The organism is Paenibacillus sp. NRS-1760, from assembly GCF_050467785.1.
Classification (GTDB): Bacteria; Bacillota; Bacilli; order Paenibacillales; family Paenibacillaceae; genus Pristimantibacillus.
In genome coordinates this window covers 368,905-388,954 of record NZ_JBITPK010000005.1, presented here as the reverse complement: position 1 = coordinate 388,954, position 20,050 = coordinate 368,905, and the positions used below count along the sequence as shown (strand labels likewise).

General features: G+C 42.7%; 14 protein-coding genes and 1 pseudogene. 11 read left to right on the top strand and 4 right to left on the bottom strand.

What is annotated here, in order from left to right:
• The first annotated feature begins 37 nt into the window (after window positions 1-37).
• From ACIFSR_RS02270 to ACIFSR_RS02240, 7 genes are all read left to right on the top strand, one after another.
• Window positions 38-2,344 (top strand): helix-turn-helix domain-containing protein, encoded by a 2,307-nt coding sequence (locus ACIFSR_RS02270; protein ID WP_430054594.1) that lies wholly within the window; start codon window positions 38-40, stop codon window positions 2,342-2,344.
• A 116-nt stretch (window positions 2,345-2,460) separates the two neighbouring features.
• Window positions 2,461-3,456 (top strand): cell wall hydrolase, encoded by a 996-nt coding sequence (locus ACIFSR_RS02265; protein ID WP_430054592.1) that lies wholly within the window; start codon window positions 2,461-2,463, stop codon window positions 3,454-3,456.
• Window positions 3,457-3,687: 231 nt separating this feature from the next.
• A complete protein-coding gene (locus ACIFSR_RS02260) occupies window positions 3,688-4,317 on the top strand; it encodes a hypothetical protein (RefSeq protein WP_339203880.1) in 630 nt (209 codons plus the stop codon).
• Window positions 4,318-4,546: 229 nt separating this feature from the next.
• A complete protein-coding gene (locus tag ACIFSR_RS02255) occupies window positions 4,547-5,242 on the top strand; it encodes a response regulator transcription factor (RefSeq protein WP_339203879.1) in 696 nt (231 codons plus the stop codon).
• Window positions 5,239-6,708 (top strand): ATP-binding protein, encoded by a 1,470-nt coding sequence (locus ACIFSR_RS02250; RefSeq protein ID WP_430054591.1) that lies wholly within the window; start codon window positions 5,239-5,241, stop codon window positions 6,706-6,708. Before ACIFSR_RS02255 ends, ACIFSR_RS02250 begins: the two co-directional genes overlap by 4 nt.
• Window positions 6,705-7,808, top strand: coding sequence for a hypothetical protein (locus ACIFSR_RS02245; RefSeq protein ID WP_339203876.1), 1,104 nt, complete (start codon window positions 6,705-6,707; stop codon window positions 7,806-7,808). Before ACIFSR_RS02250 ends, ACIFSR_RS02245 begins: the two co-directional genes overlap by 4 nt.
• A gap of 179 nt (window positions 7,809-7,987) precedes the next feature.
• A complete protein-coding gene (locus ACIFSR_RS02240) occupies window positions 7,988-8,737 on the top strand; it encodes an N-acetylmuramoyl-L-alanine amidase family protein (RefSeq protein WP_430054588.1) in 750 nt (249 codons plus the stop codon).
• Between the two features lie 64 nt (window positions 8,738-8,801).
• Here the strand turns inward: ACIFSR_RS02240 and ACIFSR_RS02235 are convergent, their stop codons facing one another.
• Complete coding sequence (locus ACIFSR_RS02235; protein WP_430054586.1) at window positions 8,802-9,596, bottom strand: AraC family transcriptional regulator; 795 nt, start codon at window positions 9,594-9,596, stop codon at window positions 8,802-8,804.
• 115 nt (window positions 9,597-9,711) lie between these two features.
• Here ACIFSR_RS02235 and ACIFSR_RS02230 point away from each other — a divergent pair, with 115 nt between their 5' ends.
• From ACIFSR_RS02230 to ACIFSR_RS02215, 4 genes are all read left to right on the top strand, one after another.
• Window positions 9,712-11,886, top strand: coding sequence for a glycoside hydrolase family 3 N-terminal domain-containing protein (locus ACIFSR_RS02230; protein WP_430054585.1), 2,175 nt, complete (start codon window positions 9,712-9,714; stop codon window positions 11,884-11,886).
• Window positions 11,887-12,525: 639 nt separating this feature from the next.
• Window positions 12,526-14,328, top strand: coding sequence for a glycoside hydrolase family 3 protein (locus ACIFSR_RS02225; protein ID WP_430054583.1), 1,803 nt, complete (start codon window positions 12,526-12,528; stop codon window positions 14,326-14,328).
• A 149-nt stretch (window positions 14,329-14,477) separates the two neighbouring features.
• Window positions 14,478-14,933: a VOC family protein gene (locus tag ACIFSR_RS02220; protein ID WP_430054580.1), complete on the top strand. Its 456-nt coding sequence runs from the start codon at window positions 14,478-14,480 to the stop codon at window positions 14,931-14,933.
• 52 nt (window positions 14,934-14,985) lie between these two features.
• A complete protein-coding gene (locus tag ACIFSR_RS02215; RefSeq protein ID WP_430054577.1) occupies window positions 14,986-15,576 on the top strand; it encodes a TetR/AcrR family transcriptional regulator in 591 nt (196 codons plus the stop codon).
• A gap of 65 nt (window positions 15,577-15,641) precedes the next feature.
• Here ACIFSR_RS02215 and ACIFSR_RS02210 read toward each other — a convergent pair whose 3' ends face one another.
• From ACIFSR_RS02210 to ACIFSR_RS02200, 3 genes and pseudogenes are all read right to left on the bottom strand, one after another.
• Entirely contained in the window at window positions 15,642-16,250 is a 609-nt protein-coding gene (locus tag ACIFSR_RS02210; RefSeq protein WP_430054649.1) for a discoidin domain-containing protein, read from the bottom strand.
• Window positions 16,251-16,334: 84 nt separating this feature from the next.
• A pseudogene (locus ACIFSR_RS02205) lies at window positions 16,335-17,498 on the bottom strand (glycosyl hydrolase family 8); the annotation flags it as partial.
• A 502-nt stretch (window positions 17,499-18,000) separates the two neighbouring features.
• Window positions 18,001-20,034: a DUF5107 domain-containing protein gene (locus ACIFSR_RS02200; protein WP_430054575.1), complete on the bottom strand. Its 2,034-nt coding sequence runs from the start codon at window positions 20,032-20,034 to the stop codon at window positions 18,001-18,003.
• Window positions 20,035-20,050 lie beyond the last annotated feature (16 nt).

Sequence of the window (20,050 nt, the reverse complement as noted above, 5' to 3'; positions counted from 1 at the left end):
GAAAACGTTTACAAAAATAAAAGACAGGGATGGTTCGATGTTGAAGCCTTTAAAGACGCGCGGAAGTTTCTTAAGTCGAATAATCGTTGCGAATGTTGTTATTTTTGTAATAGCGATTATTACGATTTCCATTCTGAACTACGATAATAATACGAGAATTATTGATAAGCATACCTCTGTCATGTACAAGAGATTGCTCTCTCAAACCGACTATAACATTGAGGCATTATATGAGAGGGTATTTCAAATAGGTGAACAGCTTCTAAATGATAGCGAAGTAATAAAAGGTCTCTATTCGAATAAGCTAAGCCCATTGGACTCCCTCAAGGTTCAAAACAGAATTAACGATATCGTAATTACGAACAAATCGATCAATTCGATTTATCTTTATAATGGTGAGAAGGACCGGTTTATACATACGATTCGCAAGAATGTAACCATTCAAACGATAGATAAAAATGCGCCTTCTCTCATTGAGGTTCGGAAGCAAATGAAGAAAATGATATTTTTGCCTCATAAGCAGAGCTATATTTATGAATCCAAAGCCTATGACAACAACTTGCTTTCCTTGATTTTTACATATTCAGGGTCAAAAAACGGCTATGCGATCTTTATCAATTTGGAGCTGAACGCGATTTTGGAACTGTTTAATAAAATGGGCAACTCTGTGTACTCCAACTTCATTATCGTGGATAAAAACGGATTGAATATTATTAATGGCTCAAAGCCAGAGCTATTTCTTCACGATACCAGCGACCAAGCCTACATTAATAAGGTTATTCATGCAGATGCAAAATCCGCTAATTTTATAGGCAGTGTGGATGGCGTGAAATCGCTTGTCACCTACGTTTACAATGACAAATTGGAATGGTATCTCATTAATACGACCAGCTATGAATATTTGGCCAAGGACAATCTTGCTGTACTCAAAAATATTATTATGATTTCCATGATTATTCTGATTGTAAGTATTGCAGCCACGGTGCTGCTCCTTAATAAAATTTATACGCCCTTCGGCAAAATAGTTAAAATGATTAAATTCAATCATCCTTCTTATTCTGAAGAAGAGAGCTACGATGATGTTGAATATATGAGCGATGTATTCAAAGGGCTTATCCAAAAAGTAACGACGCTTGAAGATTCGGCTGTAAAGGATCGTAATCGATTAAAAGCTGCTTTTCTTAGAGATATGCTTAATCATGAGGGACGGATGGATGAGGGCGATATTGCACTGAACTTCAGCAAGCTTAACATTCAACTGAAACCAAACGATCTGCGTGTGCTCGTATTGGTTATTAAAGAGCAACAGGCAATCATCGCTTTGGAGCAGGAGCAATTGGAAAACAGAATGAGCTTTGTCGTCGATGCGATGTATGAGCTTGCTCTGCACGTGTTTGCGGATATTGCAGGCTTGGAAAAAATCGTGACGGGAAGCCATACGTTAGTCTTCATCATAAATGATTACGAAGAAAATGGCATCGAGGCTAAAATGGGTGAATTTCTATATCAGGTCGAGAAATTAATGAGCTTTCAATTGAAAATCGGTGTCGGCGTTCGGGCAGGCACGATTCAAGGGTTGCCAAAATCGTATGAGTCAGCAAAAGAGGCTCTTCATTACCAGTTTGTAGCCAGCGGTGAAAGCGTCTATTACTATGACGAAATACAAACTAAATTAAGCAAGCAGGTTCAGTATCCCATTAAGCTAGAGCATGTACTAATGAATCATTTGAAGCTCAATGATAGCAGTGGCTCTCGTGAAACGATCGAAGCTATATTCAAAGAAATTAAGCTTTATTCCATTAAGGAGATGTATGCTATTTTAAAGCAGCTTGGTTCAAGCATCGACAACGAGTTTCGCAATATGGTGAACTTTGCTCCTCTTTGCACAAAGTATGAGAAGGAATCCTTGATTGGCGTTATCGAAGGTTTGAATTATATTGAAAAACTGCATCAATTTTGTTTGGAGCTGGTTGATTATATTATTCAAGATTTAAAGGGCAATCGATATAGGGACAGCAAGGAAGTGGTAAAAAATGCTTGTGATTATATTCAGCAGAACTATCGAAATGGGGATCTCTCAGCAGACGCTGTCGCCGCTACGCTCAATATTTCTGTTCCTTACTTTAGTAAATTGTTCAATGAGAACATGAGGATGACCTTTTCCAGCTATGTTACGAGCCTTCGGCTTAGTGAGGCTGAATCGCTGCTGCTTCATACTCCGCTTCGAATCAAGGAAATTAGCGAGCAAATTGGCTTTTTGAACAGTACGTACTTCATTACTGTGTTCAAGAAGAAGCATGGTGTGTCACCTAATCAGTACCGGCTAATGAAGAAGGCAAACTAAGGCTTATGTTAATTCTGTGAAAATGTTAATGCTAAAGTCCCAATAAACTGTGATATAATTTTGCCCAGAAGATGAACGTTGGATTTTACACCAACTTAATTAACTGGGAGGTACGCATGATCAGGGATGCCAAGCGGATTAGAGGTCTTATAATCACCATGATATTGGGTTTGTTTCTGCTTTGTATCGGACCTATGTCGAGTGTCCATGCAGGGAATGCAGCTGCTGCGGATGATTGGACGATTAAATTTAATGGGAAAATAGTGAAGATAACAGATCCGCTTTATATGTCAGAAGGAAGATTGTTTGTTCCGGTAGCCCGCATAGCTGATATGTTCGGTGCGAAGTCGAGCTGGGATAATGTAAACGAAGAAGTAACAATACATACAGAAATCAAAGATAAAGTTGTGCTGGGAAATGGAGTACCAGTCGTATATTTTAACGAAGCCCGTTATAAATTGGACGCGGTGCCATTTTTAAAGGACAATAGGCTGTATGCTCCTCTGCGCCAATTGTCAGAAATGCTGCATGCTAACGTGGTGTTGAATGCAGAGTCAAACGTTATTGAACTTATAAAAGTACAGCCTGCTGTAATTACAGAAGAGTACGGCTTGGATGAGATCAGCAAGGAGTTTGGCAGCACCAAATCAGAACTGCTCAAATGGAATGGACTCGATAGCAAGGCGAAGATCAAGCCGGGAACAAAGCTCAAGGTCATCATTCCTTCAAATGTTGATCAAATAGCAAAACCGTTCACTGATGCGGATTATATGCTGCTTGCTAAGATTACGATGGTTGAAGCAGGCAATGAATCCTATGAAGGACAGCTTGGATTAGCGAATGTCATATTAAACAGAGTGAAGGATGAGCGGTTTCCGGATACGATACGCGACGTCATTTATTCAGGCAAGCAGTTTCCTCCAGCGCATAATGGACTCTTAGATAAAAGTAAGCCAAACGCAAGCTCACTTCGTGCAGCGAAAGATGCGCTTAACGGTAAAAATAATGTGGAGAATGCCGTTTATTTCTTCAATCCCGATATTTCCAAAGGATCGTTTTGGTCCAGCTTAGATGTTATTGTGACAATCGACAATCATAGCTTTGCAAAATAGTTGTAAGATTGCCGCTGAACCATTGCAAGGTGCAGAAAACAAGGGGAACAAGTCCAATGGATTTGTTCCCCTTGTTGTTAAGAGGATGAAGACAGAGCTGCCGTATCGTTGTTGGATGACTGAAACCATTTGTGGTAATCTATAATAGATTTGCAGTAGAGTTGCCGTATGATATGATCGCAATGAAGCCTACTTTACAGGATGATAGTATGATAGGAGACAGGTGGAACTATGAACTTAAACAATGAGACAACTGACTTGGAAGTAAATAGCGAGGAAACAGAGATGTCCAAGGAAGAATGGGCGGAGCTTATAAAAGCTGTTTACGATAATGGCCTTGCAGCTTTAAGAATGCATTATAACGATGTTGAGGCACAGGTTTCGAATTTCCATGATTATGGCCCAGTTTTTATATTTCATGTGAAGGATGAGTCGGGTAGTAGATATTCCTGCGGTTTTTTTCTGCATGAGTTGCTTAACAGGTTCCAATCGGACAATGACCCTGCAGTATGGATGTCTTCCTTTTTCGTTGAACTTATGGAGACGAAGGGTGGCAAGCCCCTCCCAAAACCAGCAACGACTGAAGCTGAGGCTAAAGCGATAATTGACAACATACTCGTACCGGAATGTATAAAAGCAGTAACGGAAGAGTTTGCTGCGGAGCAGGTACATGCAGGTCTGGCTTGGAAGGAAGACCACGGTCCAGTCTTTGAAGCTGGATTTCCGGCGCTCACAGGCGGAAATAACGTATGTGCGATTTCTTTGCATTTCTTGTTGATTCATTTGCAGTTGAACCGGGATCCAGGAGATCTGTTGATTCAAGAAATGTACAACATCCGAAAAGAGCATGGCATAGGCTAACATTTACGAATCAAAATGTATTTAGCGCAACCCGATAAGGGTTGCGTTTTTTTTATTCGTAAACAGCGAGCAACTTCAAATTTTAATAGTCGATATTTGCTTTTTTGCGCATGCTAAGTATATCCAACTGTTATGCATCCGACTTGTTTCAATACTGTAAACTTTTGTGGGCTTAGTTGTTTGTGAAAACGAGGCTGTGATACGATCAAGGGTGAATGGAGATGAACGAATGGAGCTTACCAAAATATTAATTATAGAAGATGAAGAAGCGATAGCTGATTTGCTTGCATATGGCTTGCAGAAAGAGGGATTTCAAACCAAGCTTGCGCATAACGGCAAGGATGGCTTAAGAGAAATCGAAGAGTTCAAGCCAGATCTGCTGCTGCTTGATTGGATGCTTCCCGATCAAAGCGGACTTGATATTTGCAAGCAAATTATGGGGAAATACATCCTTCCGATCATCATGATTACGGCTAGGTCTGATATTTCCGACAAAGTTATCGGAATGGAGCTTGGCGCCGACGACTATATTACGAAACCATTTGATATGCGTGAAGTAATCGTCCGCATTCGTACATTACTGCGCAGAATCAATCCTATAACGGCTGTGAACGAAGAAGCAGCGCCAGCAATCATCAAGTTCAAAACGATAGAAATTAATGTGCCCGAAAGAATGGTCAAAAAAGACAATGAGCTCATTGAGCTGACACCAAAAGAATTTGACCTATTGATGACTTTGACGAGCTCTAGAGGACGCGTATTTACTCGTTCAAATTTGCTTGATTTAGTATGGGGCTATAATTATTTTGGTGATACTCGAACCGTGGATATTCATATTCAGCGTTTGCGCAAAAAGCTTGATGCCAATGACATAATTACTACGGTATTTCGTGTCGGGTACAAATTCGAGAAGAATGTGGAATGAATATGGTACAGTCTATCAAAGTTAAGTTTTTAATCGGATTGTTAGTTATTTTTTTCACCTCGCTATTGCTGCTGCATCATTTTGTCATGCAAATTATTGAATCCAGCAACGAAACCATCATTACGCAGGATTTGAATACGATGAAGAAAAACAGCAATGTTTATGTAAAACAGACGTTTATGATCAATCATTACAGTCATGATGAAATTTATTTCGAGCAGATGTCTAAAGAGTTGGTTGTTGATTTGAAAAACATTACGTCTAGCCAAGTGGCTGTTTATTCATTAAAGGGCAAGCAGCTTGCTGCATCGGACAGTGCTCCCTTCATGAGTCCACTTGGAGACGATTTCAAGCATGCTCTCAAGGGAGAAACCGCTTATACCATTTCCCATCAAGAAAAAATATCTACGATCTATTTTTCATATCCTGTTGTCATTGACGGTGAAAAAATAGGTATTTTACGATTTTCCAAAGACGTATCGATGCTTTATGAGAACAGCAGGCAAATATTAGATGTCATTTTGTATGTCACGATCGCTATCTTCGCTATGGGCTTGCTGCTTTGTTATGCATTGTTCTGGAACATTACACTGCCCATCGTCAAGATGACCAAAGTTTCAACGGAAGTGATAAACGGCAATCTTAATGTCCATATCTCTTTAAACCGAAAGGACGAGCTGGGCAAGCTTGCTCATAACTTCAATCAAATGATTGAGAAAATTAGACTTCAAATTGGCAAAATAGAAAAGGACCGTGACCGCCTTAAAGAGTTAAATCAGCACCGCAAGCAATTTTACGACAATGTTACCCATGAGCTGAAAACACCACTAACTTCTATCATGGGCTACGCGCAGATGATCAAAGACAATGGGCAAAATGATGAGGTTTTTTTCGAGAAAGGGATTGCGCATATAGCGGATGAAAGTGCTCGCCTTCACGAAATGGTTTTGCAGCTATTGGAGTTGTCTAAGGAAACAGATTCTAAAGCATCCTATGAAATGGTTGATGCAGGGTTTATTTTGCTAAGCGTTTGTGAAGGTATGGCGTTCAAAGCCCAAAAGTATAACAAAAATATTGTTTGCGAATTAGAAGAGCATCTCATCATTGAGGGAAGTCCAACTAAATTAAGACAGCTGTTTATCAACTTGATTGATAATGCGATTAAATACAGCGATGCTTCCTCTGAAATTATAGTGAAGGCAGCTCTGATCTCCGAGGTCATACAATTCACTTTTATGAACCAAGGAGATGTCATTGCACCAAAACATTTAGCCCGCATTTATGAACCCTTTTATAGAGAAAATGGTCGTCTTGTGAAAGAAGTCGGGAGCCGCGGATTGGGGCTTAGCATTTGCAAAGCCATTGTTGAAGAGCATCAAGGAACCATTCAAATCCAAAGCGAGGATAGAGAAACAAACGTTATTGTTCAAATCCCGCAATTTGATAACAAGCAGGTGACCTCATGATTAGAAAATCAATATTTGCTCTGCTTATCTTCGTTATTTTGTCGGGCTGCGCATCTACGAAATTCAATTCAAGAACCGTCGTTATACCAGATACAGAAGCGGCACCAGAATTGGCCCATTCGAACGGCGATTTTGAAGTAAGCAAAATCTATCGCATGTTTGAGGAAGATGAGAGTGAAATCCAAATTCTCGGATGGACAGACAATGAGCAGATTCTAGGCATGCTCAAAAATATAGATTTTACTCAAACCTTGCAGCGCTTTGATTATAAGAATCAGACGATGAAAGAGGTTATGAATTTCAATCAATATTCAGAAGCAAGCATGGTGTCCCCAGATGGGCTTAAAATCGCAGTATACGGTTGGGATAATAACAAAAACAGAACCCTGAAGATCTACAGCCAGATTGATGGCAAGGCGATTACTGTCGAGGATATGCAGGACTCTTTGTCGGCTACGATGATCTGGTCTAACAACAGCCGGTATCTCTCTTTTTTCATATGGGATGATCAGAAAGTAGAAAAGTTGGCCGTTTACGACGTTACGACTAAAAAGATGAAGAAATATGATGTTCCGTATGAAAGTGAGAAAAGCTGGTCGAGATATGTGAAAATTTCTGATAATGGAGAAACGGTATTGATCATCAGACAAATGTATGATGGACAATCGATTTTGTTCGGTAAAATAGACGGCACTGGAATTTCCAGTTTGTATAATCATCTGTTGAATCGTGATGGGACGGTAGACTTTCTCAATAATGATCAAATTTTGTTTGTCAGCGAGAACAATTTGCTGTTTGCATATGATCGCCGCAATAAAGCTACCACGATTTTAGGTGAGCAAGTCGGTAATTTCCGTTTAACAAGAGATCGCAAATATATTGCTTACTCGAAAGATTCGCTGAATATCTATATTGCCAAATTGCAAGGAAACAATCTTTTGAATGAACAGGAGGTATTCAAAGGAATAAATCCGGGTCAAATGGAGTGGAGTCCATCGGGCAACAAGCTCTATTTGAGCGGCTGGAAGTCATTTGACGCTCAAGTTAAAAGCCAATTGTCCGTACAGTTACCGATGAATTACATCATTGAGTTCAAATAAAACATGTTTCCAAACAGCCATCACTGCTTCCATCGGTGATGGCTGTTTTTTTGTGTTTCATAAGACGACGCATTTCAACATTTTTAGATACAACTTGTTTACAAATTGGAGAAGTGCTCGAAATGAGGATTATGTATAAATAAAGAAGCTGCTAAACATCTATTACTTAGGAGGACAACATGTACTCGTATACGAAAAAACGAAAATCGCGTATAGTCAGGCTTATTGTGCTTTTATTCACTCTAGTTTTAATTAGTGTAACTTTAATTGGCTTTGCCGCAAACAAAGAAGAAAAGTCGCAAGCTCTGTCAGCCAATCCGCCAATTGTTCCAACGAAGCAGCAATCCTTGGATGGAAAACCAGATAGGATATACAAAGTTGTCATTGATGCAGGACATGGCGGCAAAGATCCTGGGGCGGAAGGAGCTAGCGGAAAAAGGGAAAAACATTTTACACTATCGCTATCTCAGAAAGTGTACGAGCTGTTAAAACAAGAGAACATGTTTGAGCCGCATCTAACTCGGAATGATGATACGTTTATTGATCTGGACATACGTCCTGATATAGCGAATCAAATGGAAGCAGATGTTCTTCTATCCATTCATGCGAACACCTATAAGGACGAGAATGTTGGTGGAATTGAAACGTTTTATCGTTTTGATGAAAATATAGAATTAGCTCAGACCATGCACAATCAGGTTGTAAAGGCAATGGGCTTTCGGGATCGCGGAATACGAAATGAAGAGTTAAAGGTTCTTTCACTAAGCAAGGTGCCGGCGATTTTGCTCGAAGTAGGTTATTTGACAAACCCCGCTGAAGAAGCAGTTTTACTTGGAGAAGATGGACAAGATCGTGCTGCGAAAGCTATTGTTGAAGGTTTGAAGCAATATTTTAAAAACAATTCAGAAGATGCAATCATTCAATCCTAATTCGAATACAAACCGTTTTATAAAAAAGGAAATGAAACAATAAGCCACGTCCTCTGGACGTGGCTTATTGTTTCTCTGTCATTTGTTTTCGGAAAGCGCCAGGTGAGATGCCGTAATACCGCTGGAACACGCGATGGAAGTAAGTATAGCTGCCGAATCCAGTTTCTTCGGCAATGCGTTCGAGCGTAAGCGGACTTTTGCCCATTTGTTCCAGCGCCATCGCCAGACGCACCTTCTGGGCATATTGCATGATGGACATGCCGAATTCAGCTTTGAACAACTGAACCGAGCGGGATACGCTTAGTCCCGTATGTTTCGCAGCATCGGTTAAAGTAAACGGAATCGCCGCATGCTCCTCGATATAAAGCTTTATTTTATATGCCAGCAGCTTTGGACCGGAGTTGTAGGAGGTTGCTTCATCTATGGCTCTATCAAGCAAATAGCAAAGTGATTGCATCAGCGTATTTAATAGTTCAGGATTCCCGCCGTCATGCCGTCTGCTTTCTAATATTAATTGCTGCCATAAAGCCGCTATTCTGCCGTTCTCACCTATTTTTGTTTTTTGGGGTCTTCGCTGAAGCTTCCACCATTCATCAAGCCAAGGACCGCTGCAGATCACATAATAGTCTCCGCTTGGCCCAAGCTCACCAATTCTCAGATCATAAACTTCACCGGGGGCAAACAGAAGAAGGTCGCCAGGCTCGATGATATCGACCTGCCCTGCAATCAATGCTTGGCATAAGCCTTCAGTCTGCAATCGAATGATATAGGTTTCGAGGCCGGATTTAAAGGTATGCCTAAAAGGCGTATTATGGTACATAAAGGCACAATAATCGAGCTTTATTCCAATTTCCTTCATGACTGTTTCTCCTCTTCCATAAGCAGATCGTTGATGTTTATCATTAGTTTGTTTCTACACATGCCTGTCTAATTCCTTCATAATGGACAGTATATACATGAAGGAGTTGTTATCGATGGCAGGAAACAAGAAGTTGTTCTCGTCGGAAATAAAGGAGAAAGTATTGTCCTTGATTTCCCAAATGACATTAGAAGAAAAAATTGGCCAAATGTCGCAATTTGACTGGGGCTTTCATGCGATAAATCCGGATGCCGGCGGTGAGATCAATCTAATCATGAAGGATCTCATCGATAAAGGAATGTTAGGCTCGTTGTTTAATTTATCGGGCGTTGAACAAGCGAATACACTGCAAAAACAAACCATTGAAAAGTCACGCCTTGGCATACCGATGATCGTTGGGAGAGACGTTATTCACGGCTACCGTTCAGTATTCCCTATTCCACTCGCTCAATCGGCAAGCTGGAACCCAGATCTGATTAGAAGAACAGCAGCAGCAGCGTCTAAGGAAGCAGCTTCCGACGGTATTTCGTGGGTGTTTGCGCCGATGATCGATATTACGAGAGATCCTAGGTGGGGAAGAATTGCCGAAACGATGGGAGAAGACCCTTATGTAGGCGAGATTATGGCAAAAGCGTGGGTTGAGGGCGCCGAGCTCGATGATGCTTCAAGCGAAAGCCTCTCTGTAGCAAGCTGTCCTAAACATTTTGCCGGATATGGATTTGCGGAAGCGGGCAGGGATTATAATACGGTAGACGTCTCGGATCGCGTGCTGCGTGAAGTTATTTTGCCGCCGTTTCGTAAAGCGGTTGAAGCTGGAGCGCTTAGCATTATGGCATCCTTTAATGAATTGAATGGCATTCCTGCATGTGCCAACCGTTATTTGCTTACGACTATTTTACGTGAGGAATGGGGCTTTGAAGGTGTTATCGTTAGTGATTACAATGCTCTAGGTGAATTAATCACTCATGGTGTTGCCCGAGACGCGGAGGAAGCGTGTGAAATTGCGATTAAAGCGGGTACGGATATGGATATGCATTCAGGCATATTCTACAAATACTTGCCGAAGCTCGTTCAAGAGGGACGGGTTGCCGAGAGTCTGATCGACGCCGCTGTAGGCAGAATTTTAGCTGTAAAGATGAAGCTTGGATTGTTCGAGAATGCATACGTAAATCCAGAACGAAGCCAAAGTGTTATTTTGTCAGAGGAGCATGTGGCATTGGCGCGCGAGGCAGCAAGAGAGTCTATCGTTCTGCTTAAAAATGATAATCGTATACTGCCTCTTTCTAAGCAGCTGAAAACGCTGGCTGTTATTGGACCGATGGCAACGAACACGAAAGATCCTCTTGGCTGCTGGGCAGCCGACGGCAATGCGGATGATGTCGTTTCACTGCTTGATGGCATTAAGGCGAAAGTATCGCCAGACACACAGCTGCTATATGCGGAAGGCTGCGGCATTGAAAGTGAAGACGAGAGCGGCTTTGAACAGGCTCTGGCAGCAGTTGCTGGGGCGGATGCTGCTATTATTGCAGTAGGCGAAAGTCTGACGATGAGCGGTGAAGGAAACTCCAGATCAGAACTGGACTTGCCGGGTAAGCAGCGTGAGCTCGTTGAAGCAGCAATACAGCTGGGCAAGCCGGTTATCATTGTTTTGTTCAATGGCCGTCCGCTGACAACCGTTTGGCTGGATGACACGGCAACAGCAATTGTAGAAGCATGGCACTTAGGTATTCAAAGCGGCAATGCAATAGCTGATGTCTTGTTTGGTGACTATAACCCAAGCGGCAAGCTGACAGCAACATTTCCGCGGAGTGTAGGACAAATCCCGCTTTATTATTACAGGAAGAACACAGGACGTCCTCCAGGAGGCGTATATTCTTCAAGATATATCGATGCTCCAGTGCAAGCATTATATCCGTTCGGGTACGGTCTGAGCTATACCGACTTTGATTATAACAATCTTGTCGTGAGCTCATCTCGCATAAGCAGCTCGGATTCCGTATCTGTTTCTGTAAATGTTACGAATACAGGCAGCGTTACAGGTGAAGAAGTAGTACAGCTGTACATTCGTGATGCAGCGGCAAGCGTGACACAGCCTCTCAAGAAACTAAAAGGTTTTGCCAAGGTGAGCTTAAGTGCCGGTGAGATGAAGACGGTGACATTCTCGGTAACCCCTTCGGAGCTTGCAATCATAGGAGCAGATGACCGTTTGTCGGTTGAGCCTGGCGTTTTCCAGCTGATGGTTGGTCCTCATTCCGAGAAGAGCTTGATCGGTGAAATCACAGTAGAGTAATTGTGAACGGGGGAAGCTGTTCCAGCAGTAGTAGTTAACTCGCCTGAGTGATCTCTCTCTTTGAGCAGAGATATTATAGAACATGAAAAAATAGCGGTGAAGGGCTGTCCCTTCACCGCTATTTTTTTTGGTGAATGATTGTTTGCTTAAACCGATTATGGGCAAGCGAAGCACTAGACTTACTTTTGGCATGCAGCGATGCAGCGATACTGCGATGCAAGAATCGATTTGCTCTAGTCAGCCCCAAGTCGACTCTCTAAGGAACTGTATCATGCTTATTATGCAGAAAACGATTGTTCTCAAATTTTAACGAACCTTATTGGCGCTATTACAAGGTTTACAGGGTCTAATGGGCTGTTTTTCTCGAAATAACGTTTCTGGAGTTCGTTACAATTTTATTCCACTACGAATGCTTTAAATAAGTGCTGCTGGGTTCGTTAGTTGTAGTCTGACAAGTGTTGTTTTTTGAGCAAATTTAAAAGCATGGATAACTATAATAAATAATGAATTTCCAATATTGTTCTCCTAAAAATGGTCGTGCTACACTAGGCAAGAACTGTGAATGAAGGGGATTTATTCGGAACATATGGGAAGTATTAACTCATATCATTCGAAATGAATAAGCAAAGGAAGGTAACGATGAAGAAGCGATCAGTTATGTTATTTACATTTGTAATGGTTATCGCCATAGCTGTAATATTCGTAATAACACCGATTGACTTCCAAAAAAAAAGTAATGAACCCGAAACGGCTCAAACACCATCACCTTCGGAATCTACAGACAAAGAGATATCCAATGCGAGTAAAGCTAAACAGCTTGTAAGTCAAATGACGGACAAGGAAAAGATAGGCCAGCTTGTGATGTATACACCTACGGGTCAAGCGGATTCGTTCTCAAATAAAATGATCAAGGAATACGGTGTAGGCAGTGCCCTCTTGAATCGACGAATGAATTCTGCTGCCGGTACTGCCCGGTTTACTAATGCGCTCCAGCAACTGGGATCTGAATCCAGATTAGGTATCCCTCTATTTATTTCTGGCGATTTGGAATACGGCGCTGCTCAAAGAGTACCTGATGAGGCAACGGTACTGCCAAGGCAGATGGCAATTGGAGCTACACAAAATGTGGATTATGCAGAACAAGCTGCGCGCTTGACGGCTGTTGAATCCAAAGCAATGGGTTTTCACTGGAGTTTCTCGCCGGTCGTTGATGTCAATTCGAACCTGATGAACCCAGTGATTGGGGTTCGGTCTTTTGGAGAAGACACGAAGCTTGTAAGCGATATGGCTGTTGCAGAGGTGAGGGGTTATCAAAGCGAAGGAATGATATCCAGCGCCAAGCATTTTCCAGGGCATGGGGATACAGGTTTTGATACTCATATGTCATTATCAAAAGTGTCTTACAGCGAAGAAGTGCTGCGGACCGTGCATCTCCCTCCATTTCAAGCAGTAATCAACCAAGGAATCGAGTCTATTATGACTTCACATATTATTATTGAAGCAATTGATGCTGAACTTCCTGCGACACTTTCAAAGAAAGTTCTTACAGGATTGTTGAGAAAGGAAATGGGTTTTAAAGGGATCATTGTCACAGATGCTATGGTGATGCAAGCGATATCCGACAATTGGGGAGCGGGCGAAGCAGCGGTTATGGCCATCAATGCGGGAGCAGATATCGTCATGGCAAATGGCTCTGAAGCTGATCAATTCGATACGTTGGAGTCCCTTTATGAAGCATTGCAGGCTGGTAAGCTCGAGAGAAGCCGAATGGATGAATCGGTGGAACGGATACTAACCTATAAATTCAAGCTAGAGATGTTTGAGCATCGTTTGGTAGACATTAATCATGTGAGCCAAGTAGTGGGGAAAAAAGAACACCGTGAGTTATCTGAGCGAATGGCATTGGAATCCATAACGCTCATCAAAAATGAAAATGTCCTTCCATTTGATGCGGAAGCAAATCAGACAACGCTTGTCGTAAGTATGGCTTATGCAGATCAGATTGCAGAAGCAGTTAGGCAAATAAGCAAAGGCAAAGTCATTTCTTATCAGGCAGCAGAAGCTGCGGGAGAAGTGTTAGATGCTACAAGGTCAGCGGTTAAGAAAGCGGTTGAGAAGGCTGAAAATGCAGATCGAATTATTGTTTTTACGAAGTCGGATCAGCAAATACCGCAAGGGCAAGTGGATCTGGTGAACGGATTACTTGCAACTGGAAAGCCGGTAGCAGCTGTCTCCCTGGGAAACCCAAGCGATATTTTGGGATATCCGAACGTGAAGGCATATGTCTCGACTTATGCGCTTGATAATTGGTACTGGATAACACCGATTCCGATATCGTGGGAAGCTGCTGTGAAGGTTATATTTGGTTCCAAGCCACAGGGGAAGCTGCCTGTGACCTTAAATAACGAATACTCAAGAAACTTTGGATTGAGCTATCGCTAGCCTGACATAAGAAATGACCTTCTTAATTTCCGAAAGGTCATTTTTTTGCGATCGGCCAGAGTAAATAACAAAACTGTTTGCATACATACTGTACGTATGTTAATATCGAACTATATTCAATCCTATAAATACTAAAGGAGAGCTTCCATTTGAAAATGAACAGTTTTTATCCAGTTGTGATGTCACAGGATGTAGCGAAAAGTGCTGATTTTTATCAACGTTACTTTGGTTTTGAAGTTGTGTATGAGTCTGACTGGTATGTGAGCTTGCGGAAGACGGGTGAAGGGCAATGTTTTTATGAATTAGCGCTGCTATCAGCAAGTCATTCCACGGTTCCCGCAAGCTATCGTAAGAGAGCTGAAGGATTGATTCTTAACATGGAAGTTGATAATGTAGATAGTGAGTACAAGCGCTTGGTTCTTGACGCGAACCTGTCTTTGGAGCAGGATATTCGCGATGAGGATTTTGGGCAACGGCACTTTATTCTCTCTGATCCCGGCGGCGTATTAATAGATGTCATTGCAATTATTCCGCCCTCGGAGGAAGAAAGTATGAACTATGTGCAAGCAGTGTGGCAGCAAGAGGGAGCAGCAGCTGATAATTAAATGAGCTTGCTTGAAGCTTCTTCTGAGCTTTTAAGAAAATAGGAGCAACTGGATGAGGAAAACGAAAAAAGATACGGAAGAGACGATTCATAAGCTAGAGGTAGTGGCGAGGCATCATTTTACTACTTTCGGATTTGCGGACAGTTCACTAGAGGAAATAGCCAAAGACGCTGAGGTCACTCGGGGGGCTGTTTATCACCATTTTGGCAGTAAAAAAGGTTTATTCCGAGCGGTGCTTTCACTTGTTCAATCTGAAGTAGCGCAGCGGCTGGAGGAAGAGGCTTCCCTTAGCGACGATTTGTGGGAGCAATTATGTCTGGGATGCCGCGCATTTGTGACTGTCGCAATCGAGCCGCAAAACAGGCGGATCATGCTAATCGATGGTCCTGCCGTGCTTGGCTGGGAGGAGTGGCGGCTTCTGGATGAGCAGCAGTCGATGAAATTGCTGCTAGAACAGCTGGAAATGATGCAGCAGCAGGGCTACCTTAAGGGTGTTCGTCTGGATGCTGCCACTCATTTGTTGTCGGGAGCTATGAATGAAGCGGCGCTTTGGCTCGCGCAAATATCGGATACTGCTGAGGCTGCTGAAGCGATGGAGGATTGTTTGCAGACGCTGCGTAAGCTTCTAGACGGCCTTCGTTAAATGAGAGACAAACAACACAAAGCCTGACCGACAGTTATCGGTCAGGCTTTGTATGTGTTTACCTATTAAGAGCCGTATACCTCGAAATCAAAAAGTGAGTATCCGTAAGCTGTACCTCGTGCCGTGCAAAGCACTCTTACATATCTTCCGCTTTTGGATGCAAACGTAATATCATCGATGGCTCCATTGCCTGTTGTCGTTGTAAAAGCATCTGTCCAAGTTGTACTATTTGTGGAAACTTGGATTTTATAGCCTTTACCGTAAGCGGCTTCCCAGTTTAATTTCACACGGTTGACGTTTTGAATGGAACCAAGGTCTACGTAAATCCACTCGTTGTTGCTTCCTTCAACACTCGCCCATCTTGTCGTCGAATTGCCATCCGTCGCTTTGGAAGCTTCAAATCCTGTTCCCTCAATTGAGCTTGCTACAGCGGTCTTGCCTAAAGCAAGGTTCGTTGTTGTTGAATTCGGACTCGTTGTTGCGCTGGCTGTATTGCTGCTCGCAGAAAGATTGCCCGCAGCATCAATGGCCTTCACTGTATAACTATATGACGTGGAAGCGTTTAGGCCAGTGTCAGTATAGGTCGTGCCAGAAGGAGAGCCTACTAATGTGCCGCCGCGAAATACTTGATAACCTGATACGCCAACATTGTCGGTAGAAGCTGACCAGTTCAAATTAATTTGGCTGCTTGATGCAGCGGATGCAGTCAAATTCGCTGGTGCAGTAGGTGCCTGGGTGTCCGTAGTTCCACCAGCAGTTGGTATCCACCAGTTTCCTGAAATGAATAACATATTAAGCAAATTGAAGGAATCGCTGAAATAGGATTCTTTTTTGTTTTTCATCCAATCCCATCCTGCATTTACCCATGCTTGGTGCGTGCTGCTCGTGGTTGCTGCTGAAATAAACGGCGATACAAAAACAGCAGTTGCGTAGGAACCGCTAACTCCGCCATTTAGTTTATATCCATCTTTAATGTTATTCGGATTGCCGCTTGTGGCTCCTTTGATCCATACGGCCATTTTGTTAGCAATATCTCGGCCTCTCGTGTCGCCGTAGAAAGCATAGTCCATTACGATTCTTAATGGAACCCGGCTTGCATTGTAATTGTATTCGTTAGTTTCTGGAAATTCATCTAAGTAGTTTTGTGGAGCTGGCTTTGGAGGATTGTCGACAACAAAATCTGAAATCAGCCCTGTGCTAGCTGAATAGGCGCTTGAGAACTGACTATAAACAGTGTACAAGTTGTTAATGACATTCAACCAGGTTTGATCTCCAGTCACCTCATAAAAAGCTCTTAAATGCGAGAGCATCCAGTCGGAGGGACGGGTATTTAATGCACTCTTAGCATCCCAATCGCCAAGGTTCAGGCGGTTATTCGTCGTGACATTGCTCGCCTTGATACCGTTCGTAATCATTTTTTTGGCTTCTGCCAAATAATTTATCGTGCCAGCTGATCCCCATTGCTGGTCAGCAAGTATTAAGGAATAAGCGATGTCCAAATCACCATCGGTAGCGGAGCCAAAATGTCCTTGTGCTCCAGCAGCATCTGCAACAACCCAGCCCATAAGATTTGAGTTGCCTGAACTCTTAAAAGCTCTAGCGGTTTTGAATAGGCCGTCATAAATGGTTTTGGCATTTGAATCAAAACCTGCCATCAAAGCGGTGATGACCATGCCATAGCCTTGCCCCTCTGAAGTGCCAAGCGGATCATAACCATCAGCGTCGCCGGTAATATCCCCTTTGACATAATAGCCGCCAGGCAATGAGGAGAGGTTATTTTTTAAATAGGTTGATTTCCAGTAAGTATAATAACTCGAAACTGCTGTATTCATAGCTGCCTGAGTGACATGGTTAGGTTTTATAATGCCAGGATAGCTCAGCTGCTGTGGAAATGGTCTAAGCTCTCCTGCAGCATGCACCTTCGTTTGAAGTGGAGCGGGTGCACCCAATAAAGTTAGAAGCATCGCTGAGCAGAGAAAGACATGGCCCATCCATTTCATCATACTTTTGTTTGCTTTTAAAGTGCGCAATTAAAACTCCTCCTAAAATTATAGTTGTATAACCGTCGACAGATTCGCAGCCTCCTTTGCATGTAATCAAGCTTAAACAAAATTAAAGCGCTTTAATTTAAACGCAAAAAAATAAAACATTTAAGCGCTTTAACTTTAGGCCTATAAAAAAAGTAATTCAGATGAGACTAAAGGTGCAGGACACACTATAGAATCAACCCAGTTACTTCTAGCCATCCATTCTTGATGGTTGTTTTTCGTTCATGCCTCTATGTTAATCAATGTAACACACAAAATTTGTATATGTCTACAGCCAATTTCAATTTTTATATTATGCCTAAAACGGAACAGAATAGGGCGAGGCAGCATTCTCAAAGCACAGAAAAACGGTACGTTACTACGCACCGTCATCTTTTTATTCACCTATGATTCTGAAGTCAATATTGGTTGGCGGCGGAAATTTATTTTTCGCCTCTTTAAGATGTATTTCGGAATAGGATTCATTCCTTGATTGTGCAAGCTTCTTGGCATTGTATTTATACCATAGCTCTATGATTAATATTTCACCTTCACGTATGACCGCAAATTCCTTAAGGAACAATTGCTTCACGAACGCATCCTGTTCAAGCTCAAGTGCAGCAACGCCTACTATAATTTGAATGCGGTCACTGCTCGAATAGGCTTCAGGCAATTCATTGTACATTTGCCATGCCTCTTCGTACTGTTTGTCAGCAATGAGCAAATTTAAATATTCTTCAGCCAAAGCTCGATCAGGGAACGAGTTGGAAACGAGATAGGCTTTCTTCCAGTAGGCAAGCGCCAGATCGATTCGCGAGGCATATTTCATCGCTTCTGCTAGGTTTCGATACACCCATAGGGATGGTTGAATGTCTATCGATTTCTCCCATGCATCGATAGCTTCCTGCTCCATTCCTCGCTCATAAAGCATGATGCCCAAATGCATATAAGCGTTCCATGATTGGTTCTCTTGGTGCTCAAGGCTCTCTTCAAGCAGAGTTAGCCACTCATCCTGAACCATCCATGCTTTCGGCACTTCTTGCACGTCGTGGACTGGAAGCGTTCCTGTTTCAAGAAGGGCGAGCCAATCGCTATGCTCGGCTTCGGGCGCTGTGCTTAACTTCGTAAAATAAAAGCCTTCAGGAATCGTTCGATTTTCCTTGAGTTCTCGGCGCAGCTGTTCTAGTGCACCCCATGGAGAGCCAGTATAAAGGACTTGCTCAGGCGCTTGTTGTGCGAGAATTCGCATGGACTCATGCAGCTTATCCATTTCTTCGGCATCGATATGATGATCGACACAATCTCGAATGTATTGATTCGCCTGATTCCAATCCTGTTGGTGGGCTTTGTCGATTTTGATATCGGTCATGCCGATTACTTGTGTGAAATCCCACTCCGATTGAGCAGGCATATTAAGTCCATGCAGCTGCGTTGGAGCTAAGCCGCTTTGAATTTCAATGTAATTTCCTTCACCGGGGTTAGCAAGATAATCGCACCATCGTCTTCCTCCGGCATGGTTTCCCCAGCAAAACATTTTGCGATAACGGAGAAGAGAGGTGGAGCGTTCATAAAACAATCGTCCATCCTCATAAGCGACAGCTTCCCAAGGCGCATCACAGCTTGCCGGCGTTTGAAAGAAATATTCATTAGAGAAAGGAAAGCTCAGCGGATAGGTGACGTCCTTGCCCGGTACAGTCGGCAGATACGGCAGCTTGCCAAGGCCAAATCCTTTAACTTTATGATCAATATAAATGACTTCATCTGTTGATGAAAAAAGACGGGCTTGCGGTGTTTCCTCTACAGCGATGTTCGTCCACCAGTACATCGGAACCGACTTTTCATTGTCATTAATGATCCGCACATAAAGAATGAGCTTGTTTGAATCGGCGGGCAGATGAAAGTCAATTTGCCAAAATACGTTTTTACAGCGCTCGTAATCATAGAGCCTTAGAAAATCATTTCCGTTCTCATCTTGCAGAATGGCTGCATGAACGGGGGAGCATGTGGTAAACGTATGTCCGAGCTGACCGATATTCCACTCGATTCCTCCAGAGAACCAAGCGTTCAATATGGCTAGGTTGGCAGGCTGCAGCACCGGATTCGTATAGAGAAGGCTGCGATTCGTTTTTTTCTCCGTAAGAGAATACAATCTTCCACCATAAGCAGGTAAAAAAACAGCCTGCAAATGTTCATTTTCGAGCACGATAGTTTCTAGCAATAGATTTTTCCGATCTCTAGTATAACGATCCTGCATTCGGTAGGGTAAATAACGTTCCCCTGCTTCATATCCTAGCTTTGATCGCAGCTCGCTTGGGAGAGTGCCGTTATCACTGACTTCTCTATGTTTTTGACGATTCCGAAACATCGGCAGCGGATTTTGACCGCCAATGCTTGAGCCTTCGATCCGTAAGGTAGATTGATATACACGCATGGTGAATGAACTCCTT

Excerpts from the sequence above, each read along its gene's own strand:
- ACIFSR_RS02270 (WP_430054594.1), top strand. The coding sequence starts at position 38 with ATGTTGAAGCCTTTAAAGACGCGCGGAAGTTTCTTAAGTCGAATAATC.
- ACIFSR_RS02265 (WP_430054592.1), top strand. The coding sequence starts at position 2,461 with ATGATCAGGGATGCCAAGCGGATTAGAGGTCTTATAATCACCATGATA.
- ACIFSR_RS02260 (WP_339203880.1), top strand. The coding sequence starts at position 3,688 with ATGAACTTAAACAATGAGACAACTGACTTGGAAGTAAATAGCGAGGAA.
- ACIFSR_RS02255 (WP_339203879.1), top strand. The coding sequence starts at position 4,547 with ATGGAGCTTACCAAAATATTAATTATAGAAGATGAAGAAGCGATAGCT.
- ACIFSR_RS02250 (WP_430054591.1), top strand. The coding sequence starts at position 5,239 with ATGAATATGGTACAGTCTATCAAAGTTAAGTTTTTAATCGGATTGTTA.
- ACIFSR_RS02245 (WP_339203876.1), top strand. The coding sequence starts at position 6,705 with ATGATTAGAAAATCAATATTTGCTCTGCTTATCTTCGTTATTTTGTCG.
- ACIFSR_RS02240 (WP_430054588.1), top strand. The coding sequence starts at position 7,988 with ATGTACTCGTATACGAAAAAACGAAAATCGCGTATAGTCAGGCTTATT.
- ACIFSR_RS02235 (WP_430054586.1), bottom strand. The coding sequence starts at position 9,596 with ATGAAGGAAATTGGAATAAAGCTCGATTATTGTGCCTTTATGTACCAT.
- ACIFSR_RS02230 (WP_430054585.1), top strand. The coding sequence starts at position 9,712 with ATGGCAGGAAACAAGAAGTTGTTCTCGTCGGAAATAAAGGAGAAAGTA.
- ACIFSR_RS02225 (WP_430054583.1), top strand. The coding sequence starts at position 12,526 with ATGAAGAAGCGATCAGTTATGTTATTTACATTTGTAATGGTTATCGCC.
- ACIFSR_RS02215 (WP_430054577.1), top strand. The coding sequence starts at position 14,986 with ATGAGGAAAACGAAAAAAGATACGGAAGAGACGATTCATAAGCTAGAG.
- ACIFSR_RS02200 (WP_430054575.1), bottom strand. The coding sequence starts at position 20,034 with ATGCGTGTATATCAATCTACCTTACGGATCGAAGGCTCAAGCATTGGC.